This is a genomic window from Streptomyces malachitofuscus (genome assembly GCF_055571035.1).
In genome coordinates this window covers 99387-118423 of record NZ_JBVIGA010000019.1, presented here as the reverse complement: position 1 = coordinate 118423, position 19037 = coordinate 99387, and the positions used below count along the sequence as shown (strand labels likewise).

The following is a 19037-nucleotide window of genomic DNA, read 5'->3' as shown; positions in this document are numbered from 1 at the left end:
CTGGCTGGTGCCGCTCAGGGACACGGGAGGTCGAAGTGGCAGCACGTCATCGTCTGATTCGAACGAGCCCGCGGTCCGTATGGGCCGTGCTGGCGGACGGCACCCGCTACGCGGACTGGGTGGTGGGCACCTCCTCCTCGGAGCCGGTGCGCGGACACTGGCCCGAACTCGGATCCGCGATCGGCTTCGAGGTGCGGTTCGGCCCCCTGTGCCTGAACAACGAGACCGTCGTCCGGCGCTGCGTGCCGGGCGAGGCCCTGGAACTCGAGGCCAAGGCAGGACCGCTCGGCACGGCGCGGATCGCCATCGAGCTCCGGCCCTGGGGCGATCACTGCCTGGTGATCGTGGACGAGCATCCGCTGCGAGGAGCGGGCGGCCTGGTGCACAACGTGGCCGTGGAGGCGCTGATCCAGATCCGCCACCGCGCCATGCTCGCCCGGCTGGCGAAACTCTGCGAGGACGAGGCGGCGGAGGAGGAACGGCGCCGTCCCATGGGGCAGGTCGTCGCACCCGAGCCCGGCACGGGAGGCGCCCGTGCCTGACGCCGTGGTCATCGGGGCCGGGCCCAACGGCCTGGTCGCGGCCAACCTGCTCGCCGACGCCGGCTGGAGCGTGGAGGTACTGGAGGAGCAGCCGGTGCCCGGTGGCGCCGTACGCCACGACCGGGGCGCCGACCCCGACTTCGTCAGCGACGTCTGCAGTTCCTTCTACCCGCTCGCCGCCGCCTCCCCGGTCGTCTCCGGACTGCACCTGGAGCGCCACGGGCTGCGCTGGAGCCACGCTCCGCACGTCGTCGCACATCCCCTGACCGACGGCCGGTGCGCGGTCCTCGACCGCCGCGTCGACGTCACCGCCGCGTCGCTGGATGCCTTCGCGCCGGGGGACGGGGCCGCCTGGCACCGGCTGCACGACATGTGGGAGAGCCTGCGGCCCGATCTGCTGGACGCCCTGTTCACCCCCTTCCCGCCCCTGCGTTCCGGCCTCCGGCTGGCCGTCAGGCTCCGCGGCACGGGCGGTCTGCGCATGGCGCGCACCCTGGTGCTGCCCGTGCGCCGCATGGCGCAGGAGGAGTTCCGGGGCGAGGGAGGAGGCCTGCTGCTGGCCGGCAACGCGCTCCACGCCGACCTGGCACCGGAGGCGGCAGGCAGCGGCGGCTTCGGCTGGCTGATGTCGATGCTCGGGCAGACCTACGGCTTCCCCGTGCCGGCCGGGGGCTCCGGTGCCCTCACCGAGGCCCTGGCGCGCCGGCTGGAGGAGCGCGGCGGCGTGCTGCGCTGCGGACAGCGCGTGGACCGCGTCCTCGTCCGCGACGGACGGGCGGCCGGGGTGCGCACGGCCGGTGGCGAGACCGTGACGGCGGACCGTGCCGTCCTCGCCGACGTGGCCGTGCCCGCCCTGTACGGCGAACTCGTCGCACCCGAACACCTTCCCTCCCAGCTGCTGTCCGACCTGCGGCGCTTCCAGTGGGACTTCGCCACCTTCAAGGTCGACTGGGCACTCGACGGCCCGGTGCCCTGGAGCTGCGAGCAGGCCGCCGGCGCCGGGACCGTCCACCTCGCGAACGGTCTCGACGAACTCACCCGGTTCGCCGCCCAGCTCGCCACCGGCACCGTCCCGGACCGGCCCTTCTGCCTGTTCGGCCAGATGACGACCTCCGACCCGTCCCGGTCCCCCCGGGGAACGGAGTCCGCGTGGGCGTACACGCATGTGCCCCACGACGTGGCGGGGGACGCGGGCGAGGAGTCGCTCACCGGAGCCTGGGACGCCAGGGAGCAGGACATCATGGCCGACCGTGTCGAGCGCCAGGTGGAACGTTTCGCCCCCGGCTTCCGGTCCAGGATCCGTGCCCGGCGCATCCTCGCGCCGCCCACGCTCCAGGCCCTCGACCGGAACCTGCACGGCGGGGCCATCAACGGCGGCACCGCGGCCATGCACCAGCAGCTGTTCTTTCGCCCGGCCCCCGGCACCGGACGCCCCGAGACGCCCGTCAAGGGCCTGTATCTGGCGTCCGCCGGCGCCCATCCGGGCGGCGGTGTGCACGGCGCCCCGGGCGCCAACGCCGCACGCGCCGCCCTGCGCCGGCACCTGGCCGCCGGGCTGGCCGGGGCGCAGCGCCTGCTGACCCACCGCGACCGCACCGGCCGCAGGCAGCCGGACACCGGCCGGCGGCCCGGCGACGGATGACCGGCGCCCCGGACCGGCCGGGAAGCCCCACCGCGGCACCCCGGGAGACCATCGACCACAGGCGGAGGCGAGACGATGACCGGACAAGAGGACGGACCCGACCGGGCCCACCGGCGCCCCGAGGGCGTCAGCGACGAGACGGTGGAGGCACTCGGATCGCTGTCGAAGGCTCTGGAGACGACCGAGCGGGCCCGCGGCCACCTCTACAGCTTTCACCAGCTCACCGGCACCGCCGACCTGGAACTCGACCGCACCGTCGAACTGCTGCGCAAGGCCGGGCACCCGGAGTGGGCCGAGACGGTGCGCACCCAGGTGCTGGGCCGCAACGTCATTCCGGGGCACTGGACGTTCCAGATCGTCGAGGCCTACGACAGCACCTACTACCAGCCGTTCCGGGAGATCGAGCAGGCCGCCGTGGAGGAACTGGCCGAGGGCCGGGACCACCTGTACGAGGCGGAGATGAAGGAGGCCCGCCGCACCGCCGGCCACCCCGACCACACGGCCCGCCCGGGCACATCCCCCGACGACGGGGAGGCCCGATGAGCGACTCCCCGCTCCGCGGCCGCACCGTCGTGGTGACGGGCGCCGCACGGGGTATCGGCGCGGCCCTGGCCCGCGAACTCGCCCGGCGCGGTGCCCGCGTCGCCCTGCTCGGCCACGAGAGGGCGGACCTCGAAGCGCTGGCGAACACCCTGCCCGGCCCCGCGCTGGCCCACGAGGTCGACGTCACCGACGAGGCCGCGCTGGACCGGGCCGCGCAACTGGTCAGGAGGCGCCTCGGTCCTCCCTCCGCCGTCGTGGCCAACGCCGGTGTCGCGGAGAGCGGCCCGTTCATCACCTCCGACCCTGCGGAATGGCGGCGGGTGATCGACGTCAACCTGACCGGCAGCGCGGCCACGGCGCGCGCCTTCCTGCCGGACCTGCTGACGACCCGGGGCTACCACCTCCAGGTCGCCTCGCTCGCCGCGATCGGCGCCGCCCCGATGATGAGTGCCTACTGCGCCTCGAAGGCCGGCGCGGAGGCCTTCGCGCACTCTCTGCGCGCCGAGGTGGCGCACCACGGTGTCGCCGTCGGCATCGCCTACGTCAGCTGGACCGACACCGACATGATCCGCGAAGGGGACCGCTACCCCGCGCTGCGCGAACTGCGCGGCAACATGCCGCCGTTGGCCCGGCGCGTGCACCCGGTGGACCGGGTCGCACCCCGGCTGGCGACTGCCGTGGAACACCGCAGCAGGGCCGTCTACGTTCCCCGGTGGGTGCGCCTGGCCCAAGTGGCGCGCGCCGCCCTGCCCCCCGTCGTGCTGCGGGCCACCCGCCGCCGGCTGCCCCGCCTGGAGGCCACGGCCCCCCTGCACCACACCGGCCTCCTCGGCGACGGCGGCAGGGCCGACGGCAGGGCGTCCGGGGCCCGCCGGTGACTCCCTCCGGCACAACTCGGCCCGTCCGGCACCACTCGGCCCGGCCGGCGCAACTCAGCCCCTCCGGCACTTGAGGAGCGGGGGTCGGGGGCAGCGCCCCCCGGGGACGGGACGGCGGGACGAAAAAGTGGCCCACGCCTACGGCCAGGTCGTCCGGCCGGGTGGCCGGTCAGCCCGGGAAGCGCCCCGTGGAACGCAGGGACCAGCGGCGTTCCGCATAGGCAAGGTCATCGCGCCACAACCGGCCGGCCGCGGCCCGTACGAGGGGACGGAGCAGCGGGGCCGCGCCTCGCGCCAGGGCGAAACCCGGACGGCCGGACGCCGCCACCACCGCCTCGACGACCGCCGTACGCGGCCGGCCGCGGCCGTCCGTTCCGAGGGGAGTGGCGTGCGACTCGACCACGGAGCCCGCCCCCTCCCCTTCGGTGATGCGCATGACCACGGTGCGCGGCTCCGGCGCGGTGAACTCGGCCCGCACCGGCACCACCAGCCGCCCGGCCACCTTGAAGGACACATGCACCGTGAACACGTCCGCGCTCCCGTCCGAGCCGTCCGGCGCGCCCGTCACGGTGAGGTCGACGAACGAGTAGGGGTGGAACCAGGCCCCGTGCCAGGGGTCCAGCCGGTTGGCCACCACGTCCTCGGGCTCACAGGTACCCATCCCGGTGTACACGGCCGTCAGGGCCCGGTCCGGCCGCGCCGGCACCACCGGCGCGTCGAGCGGCGCCTCGCCGCCGGCCGCGTCCAGCCGGACCCACAGCAGCACCCCGTCGTCGTGCACCGGGAACGGCTCCCAGCCCGCGAACGTGCCGCCGTCCAGGGCCAGTCCGTGCCAGTGGCACACCAGCGTTCCGCAGCGGACGGGGCTGTCCCGCAGCGGCGCGCCCAGGTGCGGGCAGATCCCGGGCCCGGCGACCGGACGACCGTCGGCGTTCCGCCAGAGCACCACCTCCTGCCCCGCCACGGTCCGCGCCAGCGGACGGTCGTCGCGCAGGTCGCGCGAGTCGCCCACCACGTACCAGTTGCCCGACGGACGCGCCTGCGCCCGCTTCAGCGCGGCGGCGATGACGGCGGGCCGTGCCTCGCGCCAGGTGGGACGCTGCCGGTCCCACGGCACCGCACGCCGGCGCAGGGACAGCGGCAGACGCCTGCGCCCGCCCGCGGATTCGGAGCTCATGCGACCCCCTCGGAACCGGTCGGGGACAAGGTGAGCGGTCGGACGTCCGGCAGCCGCCGGCCGGCGCGACGGTCACGCAGCCGGGCGGCGGCCACCCGGGCGAGCCCGTCGGCGGCGACCACGGCACGCCGCCGGCGGGGGACCACCGCCCGGCGGTGCAGCACCGCGTAGCCGTCCCGGGCCACGGCGTCCAGGATGCCGCCGTACAGCACGAACGCCGTGCGGATGCACGGCCGGGACACCGGCTCCAGCATGGCGAGCCCCGGTGCCGCCTCCCGGTACACGCCCCGCGTCAGTGCCGCGAACTCCTTCAGCGCCGCGGTGACCCGCCGGTCCCGGCGGCCCGTGTCCCGGCTCCACCGCAGCAGCGCGCGGTCCGCGCCGTGCGCGGCGAGCAGGTCGGCCGGCAGGTAGACGCGCCCCCGGTCGAGGTCCTCGCCCACGTCGCGCAGGAAGTTGGTGAGCTGGAACGCCACGCCCAGGGCGGCCGCGTGCGGCTCGGCGACGCCGCGCGGGACGACCGTGCCGAGGACCGGCAGCATCTGCAGGCCGATGACCGCCGCGGAGCCGTGCATGTACCGTCGCAGCTCCGCGTAGTCGGCGTAGTCGGTCACCACCAGGTCGGCACGCATGGCGGCCATGAAATCGGTGAAGTGGCCGTGGTCGATGCCGTACCGGTGGGCCGTGTCGGCGAGGGCACGCACCACCGGTTCGCCGCTGTCGCCGTCCCGCAGGCCCTTGCCCAGTTCGCGCTCGAGCGCGGACAGCTCCGCGTCCCGGCGTGCCGTGTCCGCCCCCGTGCCGAGGGCGTCGACGATGTCGTCGGCCCACCGGGCGAAGCCGTACAGGGCGTGCACGGCGGGGCGCCGCTCGACGGGGAGCAGCCGGGTGGCGAGGAAGTACGTCCTGCCGTGCCGGGCGTTGAGCACCCGGCAACGGCGGTACGCCTCGCGCAGTGCCGGGTCGGTGACGCCCGCGGCGTCCAGTTCACGGTCGGTCATGCGGAAGCCTCCTGCGTCGCGTCGTGGGGGACACGCGGCCGCCTGGGACCGCCGGTGATACGCGCCGCGGCCAGCTTCCCCGACAGCAGCACGGTCGGCACGCCGACGCCGGGGGTGGTGCCGCAGCCGGCCAGTACGGCGTTCTCGGTGCCGCGGACCAGGTTGCGGGGCCGGAACGGTCCCGTCTGGGCGAAGGTGTGGGCCGTGGCGAACGGAGTACCGGCGGCGAGCCCCTGCGCGTGCCAGGCAGCGGGCGTGACCAGGCACTCGGCCTCGATGGCCGACCCCAGGCCGGCCAGCCCGCGCCGCTCCAGCTCACGCAGCAGCCCGTCCCGGTAGCCCGGGGCCAGGTCGGTCCACGCGGCGGCGCCCGGCCCGATGTCGGTGTTGGGGCAGGGAGCGAGCACGTAGTGCAGATGGCGCCCCGGCGGAGCGAGGCCGGGGTCCGTGGCGGTGGGCCGGGTGATGAGCAGCGACGGGTCGCTCATCAGCCGCCCGGTGCGGGTGAGCTCGTCGAACGTGGTGTGCCAGGCGGCGCCGAAGGAGAGTGTGTGGTGGGCCAGTTGGGGCCAGGTCCGGTCGGTGCCGAGGTGCAGCACGACCGCCGACGGGGAGTGCCGCAGCCGCACCGGCCGCCGTGGTGTGCGTCCCAGGAGCCGGTAGGCGACGGGAAGGTCCGGGGTCAGCACGACCGCGTCGCACGGCACGCGGTCCCGGTCGGTGACGACGGCGGTGATCCGGTCACCGGAGCGCTGCAGCCGGGTGACCTCGTGGCCGAACCGCAGATCGGCGCCCGCTTCGGCGGCGGCGTCCGCCATGGCGCGCGGCAGCGCGTACATTCCGCCGCGCGGGAAGTACACACCGGCGACGGTGTCCATGTAGGCGATGACGGCGTACGCGGCCAGGGCCCTGGCCGGCGGGACGCCCGCGTACAGAGCCTGGAAGGTGAAGACCCGGCGCAGCCGCTCGTCCCGCACGAAGCGCCCGATGCGCGCGTCCAGCCGTCCGAAACCGCCCAGCGCCGCCAACCGGGCGAGGTCGGCGGTCAGCAGGCCGAGCGGGGAGTCGAAGTTGGCGTCGATGAAGCGACGCATCTGCGCCCGGTGGAGCCGCTCCAGCCAGTCGCGCAGCCGCAGGTACCCCGCGGCCTCGCGGGGGCCGGCGAAACGCTCGACCTCCGTCGCCATCGCCTCGGCCCCGGTGTGCACGTCGAGACTGCTCCCGTCGGCGAAGCGGGCCCGGTAGGCCGGATGCAGCGGCACGAGCTCCACGCGCTCGCGCAGACTGCCGCCGACGGCGGCGAACGCCTCGTCGGCGAGGTCCGGCATGGTCAGCACGGTGGGGCCGGTGTCGATCCGGTAGCCGTCGAGATCCAGTCGCCCGGCGCGACCACCGGGCCGCGCCTCCCGCTCGACGACGGTGACGCGCCGGCCCGCGCCCAGCAGGTGCAGGGCCGCCGACAGCCCGGCCAGCCCGGCGCCCACGACCACCACATGATCCGTACGGCCCGCCACGGTGCGCGTCACCGGCGGGCCTCCCCGTCACCGGCGGCCCGGCCGAACACGCCGGACACGTCCCGGTCCTCCTCACCTGTACAGCCCATCCCGGTTCCTCTCGTCGCGAACACCGATCGTTCCGTCACCGATGTGCTTCCGCCCGTGCACGACACGCGGATGCGGGACAACGGAACGGGTGGGTGAACCGCCGCCGCATCTCTTCCCCCGGCCGACCCCGTCCCGGTGGCGGTCCGTCACACATCCGAGTGACCTGAATCCAATCGGGCACACAGCCAGGAATGCTGGCGAGGTGGGTGTGTGCCGAGGAGTGGGAGGAGCGTGCCGTCGTGCTGGACGCCGAGGTGGCGATCGTGGGGGCGGGTGCCGCCGGACTGTCCCTGGCCCACCGGCTGTCGGAGGCCGTGCCGGGAGCCCGGGCCCCGTCGGTCGTCCTGGTGGACGCCCCGCCCGGCCCGTTGCGTCCCCCGCGGCGCACCTGGTGCTTCTGGGAACCGGTCAGGGGCCGCTTCGACGCCGCCGTCACGGCGAGCTGGCGGCACCTGCGGGTGCGTCCGCCCTCGGGCCCGGCGGCACAGGACGACATCGCGCCGCTGCGCTACAAGATGATCCGGTCCGACGACTTCGAGGACCTGGTCGCCCGCGACCTGGCCGGCAGCCCGGTCGTGCGCAGACTGGAGGCGACCGTCGAGACCGTGGAGGACGTGCCCGGGGGAGCGCTGGTCCGTCTGCGGGACCCCGGTGGACGGGCCCGCGCCCTGCGGACCCGCTGGGTGTTCGACTCCCGTCCCCCGGGCAGCCTCCCTGCCGCCCGCACCACCCTGCTGCAGCACTTCCACGGCTGGTTCGTCCGCACCGAACGGCCGGTCTTCGACCCCCGGACCGCGGACCTGATGGACTTCCGCACCCCCCAGCCGGCGACCGGCCTGTCCTTCGGTTACGTGCTGCCCCTCGGGCGGCGCGAGGCACTGGTGGAGTACACCGAGTTCTCCCCGCGCCCCCTCACGGCGGCCGGCTACGCGTCGGCGCTGCGGCACTACACCGAGGAGGTGCTCCGGCTGGGCGACCTGCGGATCCTGTCCGAGGAGACGGGGATCATCCCGATGACCGACGCCCCGATGCCCCGTCAGGTCGGCGCCCGCGTCTTCCGCATCGGCGCCGCGGGCGGCGCCACCCGCCCCTCGACCGGCTACACCTTCGCCGGGATCCAGCGGCAGACGAGCGCCGTCGCCGCCGCGCTGCGCCGGGGCCGCACCCCCGTGCCGCCTCCCGCCCATTCGGCCCGCTCCCGGGCCATGGACGCCGTGCTGCTGCGTGCCCTGGACAGCGGCCGCGCCGACGGCCCCGCGCTGTTCTCGCGCCTCTTCGCCCGCCTGCCCATGCGGCTCCTCCTGCGCTTCCTCGACGGCCGCACCCGGCTCCACGAGGACCTCACCGTCGGCCTGCACACCCCGGTCGGCCCCATGCTCCGCTCGGCGCTGGAACTGCGCACCCTGCCGCGCCGCCCGTTCGACGGCCCCTGATCCGGGCCCGCCCGCACCCGCCCCTTCTGCCCCGGGAGACCGCATGACCCTGCTCCGCGACGAGGATCTCACCGCCGCGTTCGACCACGCCGCCCGCGGCTACGACACCTTGGTGGCAGCCAACCCCGGCTACCACGCCCACCTGCGCCGCTCGGCCCGCCGTCTGGGGCTGCCGCGAGGGGGCGAGGGCCTGCGGGTCCTGGACGTCGGCTGCGGCACCGGAGCGTCGACCGCCGCCCTCGCCGGCGTGCTGCCGGGCGCACGCATCGTCGCCGTGGACGCCTCCGCCGGCATGCTGGCCCGCGCCGCCGCCAAACCCTGGCCCGACCGGGTGACCTTCGTACGGGCGGCGGCGGAGGACCTGGCAGGGGCGGGGGTGGAGGGCCCGTTCGACGCGGTGTTCGCGGCCTATCTCCTGCGCAACGTCTCCGACCCCGACGCGGTGCTCACCACCGTGCGGGACCTGCTGGTCCCCGGCGGGAGACTGGGCGTGCACGAGTACACGCTCGGCGGACGCCGTGCGGACCGCGCGGTGTGGACCCTGGTGTGCCGCGGCATCGTCCAGCCGGCGGCCACCGTGCTCGGGGACGGCGAGCTGTACCGCCATCTGTGGCGCAGTGTCGTGGAGTTCGACACCGCGAGCCGGTTCGCCGGCCGGCTGCGTGCGAACGGCTTCGACGCCGTGCGGGTCCTGCCCCTGCCGGGGTGGCAGACGGGCATCACCCACACCTTCGTCGGCCGCAGGCCGCGCACCGGGAACGGGGCCGAGGGATGACGGGCCCGCGCCCTTCGGCCGCCGTGCGGCCCGGCCGGGACCGCCGTGCCCGGCTGCTGGTGCCCCCGCCCGGAGCACGCCGCACCGAAGGCGTCCGCCCCACGACCGCCGTCGTCGGCGGCGGTGTCGCGGGGCTCGCGGCGGCGACCGCGCTGGCCGAGCGCGGCGTCGCCGTGACCCTCTACGAGCGCGAACCCTTCCTGGGCGGACGGGTCGGCGGCTGGCCCGTCGAACTGGCCGACGGCACCCGGGCGACCATGAGCCGCGGCTTCCACGCCTTCTTCCGTCAGTACTACAATCTGCGCGGTCTGTTGCGCCGTGGCGATCCGGGCCTGGAACGGCTCACCGGTCTGCCGGACTACCCGCTGCGCCACAGCAACGGACTGCGGGACGGCTTCCGAGGCGTTCCGCGCACACCGCCGTGGAGCGCGCTCGGCTTCGCCGCCCTCAGTCCGTCCTTCCGGCCGGGCGACCTGTGCCGGATGAACCCGGTCGCGGCCCTCCCGCTGCTCGACGTGCGCGTGCCCGACGTGTACGAACGCCTCGACGGCGTCAGCGCCCACGACTTCCTCGACGCCATCCGCTTCCCGGAGAGCGCCCGGCATCTGGCGTTCGAGGTGTTCTCCCGCAGCTTCTTCGCCGATCCCCGGCAGCTGTCGGCGGCCGAGATGGTCCTGATGTTCCACATCTACTTCCTGGGTTCCGCCGAGGGGCTGCTGTTCGACGTGCCCGGCGCGCCCTTCCCCACCGCCCTGTGGGACCCGCTGGCCGGCCATCTGCGCCGGCACGGCACCGACATCCGCACCGGCACGGCGGTGGAGCACATCGCCCCCGCCGGGAACGGCGGCTACGTAATCACCACCGCCGCGGAGGAGCGGCGACACGAGTCCGTCGTCCTCGCCCTCGACGCCGAGGGACTGCGGTCCCTGGTCGCCCGCTCCGACCGGCTGGGCGACGGCCCGTGGCGGGAACGGGTCGCCCGTCTGCGCAACGCGCCGCCGTTCCTGGTCACCCGCCTCTGGCTGGACCGGCCCGTGGCACCCGGCCGTCCGGCGTTCCTGGGCACGAGCGGCTACGAGAGCCTGGACAACATCAGCGTGCTCGACCGTTACGAGGACCAGGCGTCCCGCTGGGCCGCGCGCACCGGCGGCTCCGTGGTCGAACTGCACGCGTACGCCCTGGACCCCGAAGCCTCCCGGGAGACCGAGCAGAAGCGGCTGATCGCCCAGCTGCACCGCGCGTACCCGGAGACGGCGGGCGCCGCGATCGTCGACGCCCGCCATGTATGGCGCTCCGACTGCCCCCTGTTCCCCGTCGGCGGGTACGCCGACCGCCCCACGGTGCGCACACCGGACCCCGCGCTGGTGGTCGCCGGAGACCTGGTCCGCACCGAACTGCCGGTGGCCCTCATGGAACGCGCGGCGACGACCGGATTCCTGGCCGCCAACGCCCTGCTGGAACGCTGGGGCGTACGCGGCCAGACCCTGTGGACGGTACCCTCCCGGGGACGCAGCGCCCTGCTGCGCGGCCTGGCCCACTGGGGAAGCCGGCGGTCCGGCTGACGGCATGGCCACCGGGGTTCCGCCCGGCGGCCGGCGTCGGCGGCTTCGCTGCCGCCCCGCACGGCCGGGCGGCACTCGCACCGCGCCGCCGGGGAGCAGGTCCGCGCCTTGTTGCGGGGCCTGGCCGGCCGGTGAGCGCCGGTGATCGGCTGACGTCCTCGCCGCCCGGGCTCGGTCCGCCGACCGCCTGCCCGCGCTGCCTGCGAACATCCCCCGGCCGTGCCTGTCGGCGCGCGCCCTTGTGGGGCGACGCAGGCACCGCGGCCTGGGTGTTGGCGCCGACGGGTTCACCGCCGGTGGTGCTCAGCCCCCGGCGCCGGGAACGGCCGCGTCGGCCGACCGGGCGCGGAGCAGGAGCGCGCCCTCGTGGACGAGGCGCAGGCCCCGGGGGAAGTCGTGCAGTTGTTCCGCGAGGATGTCGAGCCCTGTCACCAGGGAGTGCACCGGGACCCCGCGCGCCGCGAGCACCTCGCAGGTCCATCCCAGGAATTCGGTGAACACCTCCGCGTCGTCCATGTACAGAGCGGTGGCCAGGAAGTCGAGGATGTGGACCAGGTCCTCCGCGGTCCGCTCCCGCTGCGCGTCGCTGTAGCCGCGCATCGCGGGAAAGCGGCTTTCGAGGTCCACCAGCATCTGCTTGACGAGGCGGCTGCGGTCCCGGACCACCATCGTGTACTCCTGGTCCGCCAGGTGCGGCAGGTCGTCGACCGCCTGCCGTACCGCCATGGGGCGCGGCAGACCGGCCTCCAGCACGTCGGCCGCGCCCCGGGCGTCCGGGGCCCACCCGTCGGCGCCCAGGGCCCGTGCGAACCTGCCGTCCGCGCCGAAGGCCCTGCCCCCCGCCAGCACGGGCACCCCGATCGCCCGGCAGGCGGTGATCGCCGCGTGGGCGGCCGGCAGATGGGTGGGAATCGACCCGGAGAGCAGCACGGCGTCGGAGTTGGTGTGGTGCTGATGGGCGACGAGATGAGGCGTCGGCGTCTGGGCACCCAGATAGTCCACCAGCCAGCCCCGCAGCCGCAGGACCTCGGCGACGAGCCGTGCCGGGAAGGCGTGCCACTCGCCGTCGACACAGGCGACCGTCACCCGCCCGCGGTGCGGGACGGGCCGGCCGGCCGCCGGGCCGTGGACCAGTGCGGCGATCACCCGCTCGTTGATGGACGTGGCCGCGTGCTCCTGGGCGACGGTGATCCGGTCGGCGGCCCACTCGGCCCCGATCTTCTCCTGCACCCGGGCGACGACGTCCAGGAGCAGCTCCTCCTCCCGCCACCCCGCGTCGAGACCGGCGCGCACACAGTCGACGGCGTCGTACTCGCCGCCCTCGAGCACCGCCTGCCACAGCCTGTCGCGCAGATCGGCGGCCGACGGGCGGGACCCGCTCACGCCGTCCCCCGCGGTCCGTCCGTGCCGTGGTCCGCCCCCGTCGGCGGGACCGCGCGCGGCGCGCTGACGGCGAGGGTGGCCATGTCGTCGTGGCTGCCGGGACCCAGCCACTGGGCGGCCAGCATCTGCACCCGTTCCACGATCGCCTCTCCCGGAATCCCGCCGCACTCGGCCAGAGCCTTCCGCAGACGGTGCTCCCCGAAGAGCTCGTCGCCCAGCGGCCCGCCACGGGCTTCGGTGATGCCGTCGGTGTACAGCAGGCACGTCTCCCCGGGAGCGAGCCACTCCTCGGCCGTCCGCACCGTGATCGACGGCAGCGCCCCGACGAGGGTGCCGTGGGTGTCCGCCTCCTCGACGCGGCCGTCGGTGCGGACGATCAGCGGCGGCATGTGCCCGGCGCTGGTCAGCCGCAACCGGACCCGGTCGTCGTCCTCGCGCCTGACGCAGGCCAGCACCAGAGTGGCGAACCGGGTGTGGCGGGAGGTGAGCAGCGCTCCGTTCAGCAGGGTCAGGACCTGCTCGTGGTCGGATGCCAGCGGCAGCAGCGCGTGCAGCGTGTTACGGATCTTCCCGGTGAGGACCGCAGCGTCCAGCCCCTTGCCCGCCACGTCGCCCAGGACGACGAACGTCTCCTGCGAGGCGTCGTCCCCGGGGTGGACGTCGTAGAAGTCACCGCCGATCCGCTCGTGGTCGCTGGCGGCCCGGTAGTGCCCCGCGTAGTCCACCCCGTGCAGGCACCCGAGCACGGGCGGCAGCAGCTCCCGCGTGAGCGTCGAGGTGATCGCGCTCTGCTCGCTGTACAGGCGCGCGGCCGACAGCGCGGCGCCCGCGCGGGCGGCGAACAGCCGGGCGAAGGCCTCCTCGTCCGGGGAGAACGCGCGCTCGGCGCTGGAGCGGAGCAGGATCAGCGCACCGGCGGACACTCCGTGGCCGGGAAGCGGCGTGACGATGACGGAACCGACCGGCCCGGTGAAACCCGCAGGGAGGACCCACCCGGGAAGGACATGGGGGTCGATCCAGCGCGCGGGGACCGGCGGGAATCCCTGGAGCGCTTCCGCCAGGCCCGGAACCTCGCGGGGATCGAGCGGGAGCGAGCTGTGCACGGCGGGTTCGCCCCGCAGGGCGTGGGTCACGGCGAAGCGGCGCCCGACGGGGGGCAGGACGAGCAGCGCGGCGTCGGCCAGGTGCTCCGCCGCCAGCTGCGCCGCGACCTCGGCGCAGCGCGGCACGTTCAACGACGACAGCAGGGTGCTGGAGACCATGGCGCGGGTCGCCGCCTGCTCCCGGGCGCTGGTCAGGGCTGCTTCCGCCCGGCGGCGGCCGGTGTCGTCGAGCAGCCACCATGCCACCCCTCCGTCCGCGACCGGACTGGGGTGCGCCGCGAAGAACCGGTCACCGATCTCCCCGGCGGCCGCCACGCCCTCCGGCGGGACACCGCCGTCGACGAGCCCGCGGTGCGCGGACATCAGCCAGGACGGCACCACGACCCGCGGAGCCCCTCCGTCCTGCGGGCGCGCCAGCATCAGCCGGGCGGGCGGGTTCGCGTCCACGACCTCGCCGCTCGCGTCGAGCGCCAGCACCGGACAGGGGGCATCCTTCCACGTCGGAGCGGCACGGACGTCCGTGCCGCGGGGTTGGGCGGGTGAGCCGGGGGAAGGAATCACAAGCGCAGGCACGCGTCGTGCGTACCCCACCACCTCTCTGCCGGGGGGACTGGACTCAGCTGTCACGGTCCCCCATCTCCACCTGCGAAAGCAACCGACCCGGGCGGCGGCCCGCCCGCTGGTGGGCTGCGTACCCCGGCGAGCGGTTCCTACGCCTGTCTCCGTGCGCCCGTTCTCACACCGTCGGCACGGCAGCCCGTACGGCGCGGTGGACGGCACGCGCCAGCCGGGCGCCCCACAGGGAGCGGGGCCCGGCGAAGGCGTGCGTCTCCTCGCCGGGGCCGGGCGTGCGGGCGGTCACGCACACCGCGTCGGTGGGGGTGCCGGAGCAGTCGAGCCCGGCCTCCACGAGGGCCTGCACCTTCGCCTCGGTGACGGTGGCCACGGCGTTGACCAGAGCGGCGTCGCTCAGCGGCACAGGCACGGCGACGACGATGTTGATCGTGCCCGGCGCCTGCGGTCCGCCCAGGTCCGTGCCGGGCGCGGCGGCCCAGCCGCGCACGTCGATGCCGGCCGTGACGAAGGCGTCCGCGCCCTCGTTGTGCGCGTGGGCGCAGGCCGAGACGTCCGCCGCCGTCATCAGCCCCACCCCCGGGCCCCGGGCGCCGGCGGCGTCGGCGAGGCCGGCGAGGTGCCGGTCGGGATCGGTGCGCCGGTAGCCGTGGGAGACCTGGGCGTTCAGGACCCAGGACCGTTCGCCGATGCCTCCGCCGAGCACCGCGCTGCTGATCATTCTGTGGCCGGGCCCCGCGGACCAGAGCAGTGCGTGCAGCCGTTCACCGTCCTCGATACGGGTCAGGCGCCGTGGCGGCGGCAGCGGGCGGACGGTGCGGGGCGGCGGGAGGACGGCGGTCACCGGGCGGGGCTCCTTGCAGGCTCGGACCGGCCGATCGTACGGCCGGGCGGCCGGCCCGCCCGTACCGGGGCGGATCAGCACGGCGCCGCCTCGGGAAGGGGACAGCGGAAACAGGCGGTGACGGTCTTGCCGTGCGGACAGGGGTGGGCCTCCCAGGCGTCGGCCAGGGCGTCGACGAGGAGCATGCCGCGCCCGCCGACGCGTTCGCTGCTCGGTCCCCGGGGCGTCGGCAGAGCGGCGGAGGTGTCGTGCACCGAGACGTGCAGACACCGCTGGTCCCAGGTCATGATCAGCTGGGCGGTGCTGTGGGCGTGCCGGTGGGCGTTGGTGACCAGCTCCGACACGGTCAGCAGCACGGCGTCCGCCGTCTCCGGGGCCGTGGTGGTCCAGCCCAGTGCGTCGAGATGCCCGCGCGCCCAGTCCCGGGCCGGCTTCACCTCGCTGTCCAGCGGCAGTGAGCGCGCCCAGCCCACTGCGCGGACCGACGATCCGGTCATGGTGGTCCTTCCTGGTCACGGACGCGCGGCCCGGCGAGCCCCGGGCCGCGCGGAGGGGGCAGAGGGCTCAGCGGTGGCCACCGCCGCGGAGCCTGCCCAGCAGCCGCTGGGCCTGGGCCCGGCGCCGGGGGTCTGCCGCGGCCCGCCGTACCTGCTCGGCCGTACGGCGTCCCTGAGGGCTCCTGGCGAACTGCTTGATGCGCTCCATCATGGTCGGCATGGGTGCTCCTTTCCGCGGGTGTCCGCTCTGGTGCCCGCCGTACTCCGCCTACCCTCCGTGAGCGGAGTCAGCCCTGCGGCCCGGCCGGGGCAGCCGGGCGGTCTCCCGCGGCGGCGCCACGTCACCGGCATGCCGCACACCACCGCCCCCGTGTCGAACGGCGGCGAATGAGTCAGAACCGCCTCGCCCAACTCCGCGCGCGCCGATGGCCGTTCGGCCGCACCTCCGGCCAACTGGCGTGACGGACAGCCCTCCAGGGTGCGCCGCCCCGTCGGTGTCGTCCCGGCCGCCCCCGAACGCGTCGGAGGGACGGCGTGTTTGCCGGGGGAGTCAGCGGCAAGTCGGTGTCCATGAGTGAACAGAACAAGAATCCGAACCGTAAGACCACGTCCGCCCGGTCCGCCGCGACCAAGGCCCGGGAGACCACCGACAAGGCGACCGCCCCCGCGGAGCGGGCGGCCGGCAGCGCGGCCGGCAAGGCGAGTGACGCGGCGTCGACGGCCGCGTCCGGCGCCGAGCGTGCGGCCCAGGCGGCGAGCGGGGCCGCGCAGACCGCGGCCAAGGGCGTCGAGGCGGGCCGCCGCGCGGTCGTCGCCACCTCGGGCCAGGTCGCCGCCGGGGCCAAGACTGCCTGGACGGTCATCGCCAACCGCAGGATGGTCGCCGCCGGTGCCGCCGCCGGCCTGACCGCGCTGACCGCCGCCTCCTACGCGGTGGGCCGTCGCGCCGAACGCCACACCCACGGCCCCCTCACGCGGATGACCGGCGGACGGATCTGACCCCGGGGCGGCCGGGCGCCGCCCTCGGGCGCCGGGCCCACTCGCGCGCTGCGGTCCCGACGAGGAAAGATGTCTCCGCAAGCGAAGAATCAACCCATGCGGAGGAGTGGGCACATGCAGCACGAGCGAGCGGGCGGCCCGGCCGGACCCGAGGATCTCGTCGACGTCGCTCGGCTGGTCACGGCGTACTACGCACTGCACCCGGACCTCGACGATCCGGGACAGCGCGTCGCGTTCGGGACGTCGGGACACCGCGGTTCGTCTCTGGCGGCCGCGTTCAACGAGGACCACATCGCCGCGACCAGCCAGGCCATCTGCGAATACCGCGCCGGGCAGGGGACCGACGGTCCGCTCTTCCTCGGCGCCGACACCCACGCGCTGTCGGAGCCCGCGCGGGTCACGGCCCTCGAGGTGTTCGCCGCCAACGGGGTCACGGTGCTCATCGACACCGCCGACGGCTACACCCCGACCCCGGCGGTCTCGCACGCCATCCTCGCCCACAACCGGGGCCGCACCACCGGCCTCGCGGACGGCGTCGTCGTCACCCCGTCCCACAACCCGCCCGCCGACGGCGGGTTCAAGTACAACCCGCCGAGCGGCGGCCCGGCGGGTTCGGACGCGACCGGCTGGATCCAGGACCGGGCCAACGAGATCATCCGCGGCGGCCTCAAGGACGTCCGCCGTATCCCGTACGCCCGAGCCCTCGCCGCACCCGGCACGGGACGTTACGACTTCCTCGGCACCTACGTCGCGGACCTGCCCGACGTGCTGGACCTGGACGCGATCCGGTCGGCCGGCGTGCGGATCGGCGCCGACCCGCTGGGCGGGGCGTCCGTCGCCTACTGGGGCCGGATCGCCGAACAGCACAGGCTCGACCTCACGGTGGTCAACCCGCTCACCGACCCCACCTGGCGGTTCATGACCCTGGACTGGGACGGCAAAATCCGCATGGACTGCTCGTCGCCGCACGCCATGGCGTCCCTCATCGGCCGGCGTGACAGTTTCGACATCGCCACCGGCAACGACGCCGACGCCGACCGGCACGGCATCGTCACCCCGGACGCCGGTCTGATGAACCCCAACCACTACCTCGCCACGGCGATCGGCTACCTCTTCGCGCACCGCGAGCACTGGCCGGCGGCGGCCGGGGTCGGCAAGACCCTGGTGTCCTCCGCGATGATCGACCGGGTCGCCGCCGATCTGAAGCGGGAACTCGTCGAAGTCCCCGTCGGTTTCAAGTGGTTCGTGGACGGACTGGTCGACGGCTCCCTCGGCTTCGGCGGGGAGGAGTCCGCCGGCGCCTCCTTCCTGCGCCGGGACGGCTCGGTGTGGACCACCGACAAGGACGGCATCATCCTGGCCCTGCTCGCCTCCGAGATCACGGCGGTCACCGGGAAGACGCCCTCCGAGCACTACGCCACGCTCACCGCACGCTTCGGCGAACCCGCCTACGAGCGCATCGACGCCCCGGCCACCCGCGAGGAGAAGGCCCGCCTGGCCAAGCTCTCCCCGGCCCAGGTCACCGCGGACACCCTGGCGGGGGAAGCGGTCACCGCGGTGCTCACCGAGGCACCGGGCAACGGCGCGTCCATCGGGGGCATCAAGGTGACCACGGACAGCGCCTGGTTCGCCGCCCGCCCGTCCGGCACCGAGGACGTGTACAAGATCTACGCCGAGTCGTTCCAGGGCCCCGACCACCTGCGCCGGGTGCAGGAGGAGGCCCGGTCCGTGGTGCTCGCGGCACTGGGCGGCTGAGCCGGACCCCGTACGTCCCGGTCGCCCGTGACAGGTGGCCGGGACACCTCAGCCGGCCTGGACCGCGGGGCCGGAGGGCGGCGGAGAGGAGACGCCGGGCGGCTCGGACGTCGCCGTGGGCAGCTCCGCGGGAGCCACCTCCGACTGCTGCAGGACGGTGTCGTCGCCGGGCCCCTCGACGGGGGCTCCGGCCCCGGTGGACAACTGGGACCACGCGCCCAGAGCCAGGGCGATCGCGGCGGCCGTGCCCACCACGCGTCCCACGCGGCGCAGCCTGGCGCGACGGTCCATGTCCCGCCAGGACGGGCCCTCCCACGGGTCGTCGGGACGCCACAGATCACCGACCGCCGCGGCCCCGGCGTCGGCCGGGGCCGCACCGTCCGGGTCGGGAGGCTCCGGCCGGGTCCACGGGGTCCGCTGACGCGCCGACGGTTCCCTGGGTGCGGTGGCCCGGATGGCGTGTTCGGTGTCGTCGAGGAACCGCTGCCAGACGTCCTCGGGCACGGACGGCGTACCGTCGTGCTCGTCCGGCGGTCCGCCGGCGCCCGGGGTCTGCGCGGTCACGTGGGTTCATTCCTCTCATGCGCGGGAGCCCGCGACGGCCTCTCGGCCGACGCGCCGGGGTCCCGCCAGGATCATTGCACAGCGCAAAAACGGAAGGACAGGGGGCCGGGCCGCTGTTCACTCCCGATGCGGCCGTTCGTGCCGATACAGCGAGAAAACGCC

The 19037-nt window shown here is 75.1% G+C and carries 18 protein-coding genes; 9 read left to right on the top strand and 9 right to left on the bottom strand.

What is annotated here, in order from left to right:
- Positions 1 to 35 precede the first annotated feature (35 nt).
- From ACZ44S_RS26190 to ACZ44S_RS26175, 4 genes are all read left to right on the top strand, one after another.
- Positions 36 to 542: an SRPBCC family protein gene (locus ACZ44S_RS26190; RefSeq protein ID WP_466933067.1), complete on the top strand. Its 507-nt coding sequence runs from the start codon at positions 36 to 38 to the stop codon at positions 540 to 542.
- Positions 535 to 2184 carry a phytoene desaturase family protein gene (locus ACZ44S_RS26185; protein WP_466933065.1) on the top strand — a complete coding sequence of 550 codons (1650 nt, stop codon included), beginning with the start codon at positions 535 to 537 and terminating at the stop codon, positions 2182 to 2184. The genes ACZ44S_RS26190 and ACZ44S_RS26185 overlap by 8 nt, the downstream gene beginning before the upstream one ends.
- 75 nt (positions 2185 to 2259) lie before the next feature.
- Positions 2260 to 2727, top strand: a complete 468-nt coding sequence (locus ACZ44S_RS26180; RefSeq protein WP_466933064.1) for a hypothetical protein — start codon at positions 2260 to 2262, stop codon at positions 2725 to 2727.
- Positions 2724 to 3605 (top strand): SDR family oxidoreductase, encoded by an 882-nt coding sequence (locus ACZ44S_RS26175; RefSeq protein WP_466933062.1) that lies wholly within the window; start codon positions 2724 to 2726, stop codon positions 3603 to 3605. Before ACZ44S_RS26180 ends, ACZ44S_RS26175 begins: the two co-directional genes overlap by 4 nt.
- A gap of 169 nt (positions 3606 to 3774) precedes the next feature.
- Here the strand turns inward: ACZ44S_RS26175 and ACZ44S_RS26170 are convergent, their stop codons facing one another.
- The 3 genes from ACZ44S_RS26170 to crtI are packed head-to-tail and all read right to left on the bottom strand — an operon-like array spanning position 3775 to position 7309.
- Positions 3775 to 4782, bottom strand: a complete 1008-nt coding sequence (locus ACZ44S_RS26170; protein ID WP_466933060.1) for a DUF5914 domain-containing protein — start codon at positions 4780 to 4782, stop codon at positions 3775 to 3777.
- The gene (locus ACZ44S_RS26165) at positions 4779 to 5783 is read right to left on the bottom strand and encodes a phytoene/squalene synthase family protein (RefSeq protein ID WP_466933058.1); all 1005 of its coding nucleotides are present in this window, start codon (positions 5781 to 5783) and stop codon (positions 4779 to 4781) included. Before ACZ44S_RS26165 ends, ACZ44S_RS26170 begins: the two co-directional genes overlap by 4 nt.
- On the bottom strand, positions 5780 to 7309 hold the full coding sequence (crtI, locus tag ACZ44S_RS26160) for a phytoene desaturase family protein (protein WP_466933056.1): 1530 nt from the start codon (positions 7307 to 7309) through the stop codon (positions 5780 to 5782). Before crtI ends, ACZ44S_RS26165 begins: the two co-directional genes overlap by 4 nt.
- Before the next feature lie 269 nt (positions 7310 to 7578).
- Here crtI and ACZ44S_RS26155 point away from each other — a divergent pair, with 269 nt between their 5' ends.
- The 3 genes from ACZ44S_RS26155 to ACZ44S_RS26145 are packed head-to-tail and all read left to right on the top strand — an operon-like array spanning position 7579 to position 11157.
- Positions 7579 to 8820: a lycopene cyclase family protein gene (locus ACZ44S_RS26155; protein ID WP_466933054.1), complete on the top strand. Its 1242-nt coding sequence runs from the start codon at positions 7579 to 7581 to the stop codon at positions 8818 to 8820.
- 43 nt (positions 8821 to 8863) lie between these two features.
- A complete protein-coding gene (locus ACZ44S_RS26150) occupies positions 8864 to 9595 on the top strand; it encodes a methyltransferase domain-containing protein (RefSeq protein WP_466933052.1) in 732 nt (243 codons plus the stop codon).
- Positions 9592 to 11157 carry an FAD-dependent oxidoreductase gene (locus tag ACZ44S_RS26145; protein WP_466933050.1) on the top strand — a complete coding sequence of 522 codons (1566 nt, stop codon included), beginning with the start codon at positions 9592 to 9594 and terminating at the stop codon, positions 11155 to 11157. Before ACZ44S_RS26150 ends, ACZ44S_RS26145 begins: the two co-directional genes overlap by 4 nt.
- Before the next feature lie 303 nt (positions 11158 to 11460).
- Here the strand turns inward: ACZ44S_RS26145 and ACZ44S_RS26140 are convergent, their stop codons facing one another.
- From ACZ44S_RS26140 to ACZ44S_RS26120, 5 genes are all read right to left on the bottom strand, one after another.
- A complete protein-coding gene (locus ACZ44S_RS26140; protein WP_466933048.1) occupies positions 11461 to 12540 on the bottom strand; it encodes a cobalamin B12-binding domain-containing protein in 1080 nt (359 codons plus the stop codon).
- Complete coding sequence (locus ACZ44S_RS26135; RefSeq protein WP_466933206.1) at positions 12537 to 14063, bottom strand: PP2C family protein-serine/threonine phosphatase; 1527 nt, start codon at positions 14061 to 14063, stop codon at positions 12537 to 12539. Before ACZ44S_RS26135 ends, ACZ44S_RS26140 begins: the two co-directional genes overlap by 4 nt.
- Before the next feature lie 316 nt (positions 14064 to 14379).
- The gene (locus ACZ44S_RS26130) at positions 14380 to 15060 is read right to left on the bottom strand and encodes an adenosylcobinamide amidohydrolase (RefSeq protein WP_466933045.1); all 681 of its coding nucleotides are present in this window, start codon (positions 15058 to 15060) and stop codon (positions 14380 to 14382) included.
- A gap of 74 nt (positions 15061 to 15134) precedes the next feature.
- A complete protein-coding gene (locus ACZ44S_RS26125) occupies positions 15135 to 15557 on the bottom strand; it encodes an ATP-binding protein (protein WP_466933043.1) in 423 nt (140 codons plus the stop codon).
- 67 nt (positions 15558 to 15624) lie between these two features.
- Positions 15625 to 15777, bottom strand: coding sequence for a hypothetical protein (locus tag ACZ44S_RS26120; RefSeq protein ID WP_190162898.1), 153 nt, complete (start codon positions 15775 to 15777; stop codon positions 15625 to 15627).
- Between the two features lie 350 nt (positions 15778 to 16127).
- Here ACZ44S_RS26120 and ACZ44S_RS26115 point away from each other — a divergent pair, with 350 nt between their 5' ends.
- Positions 16128 to 16556, top strand: coding sequence for a hypothetical protein (locus ACZ44S_RS26115; RefSeq protein WP_466933041.1), 429 nt, complete (start codon positions 16128 to 16130; stop codon positions 16554 to 16556).
- 114 nt (positions 16557 to 16670) lie between these two features.
- The gene (gene pgm / locus ACZ44S_RS26110) at positions 16671 to 18311 is read left to right on the top strand and encodes a phosphoglucomutase (alpha-D-glucose-1,6-bisphosphate-dependent) (protein ID WP_466933039.1); all 1641 of its coding nucleotides are present in this window, start codon (positions 16671 to 16673) and stop codon (positions 18309 to 18311) included.
- Between the two features lie 48 nt (positions 18312 to 18359).
- Here the strand turns inward: pgm and ACZ44S_RS26105 are convergent, their stop codons facing one another.
- Positions 18360 to 18875 carry a hypothetical protein gene (locus tag ACZ44S_RS26105; RefSeq protein WP_466933038.1) on the bottom strand — a complete coding sequence of 172 codons (516 nt, stop codon included), beginning with the start codon at positions 18873 to 18875 and terminating at the stop codon, positions 18360 to 18362.
- Between the last annotated feature and the right edge of the window lie 162 nt (positions 18876 to 19037).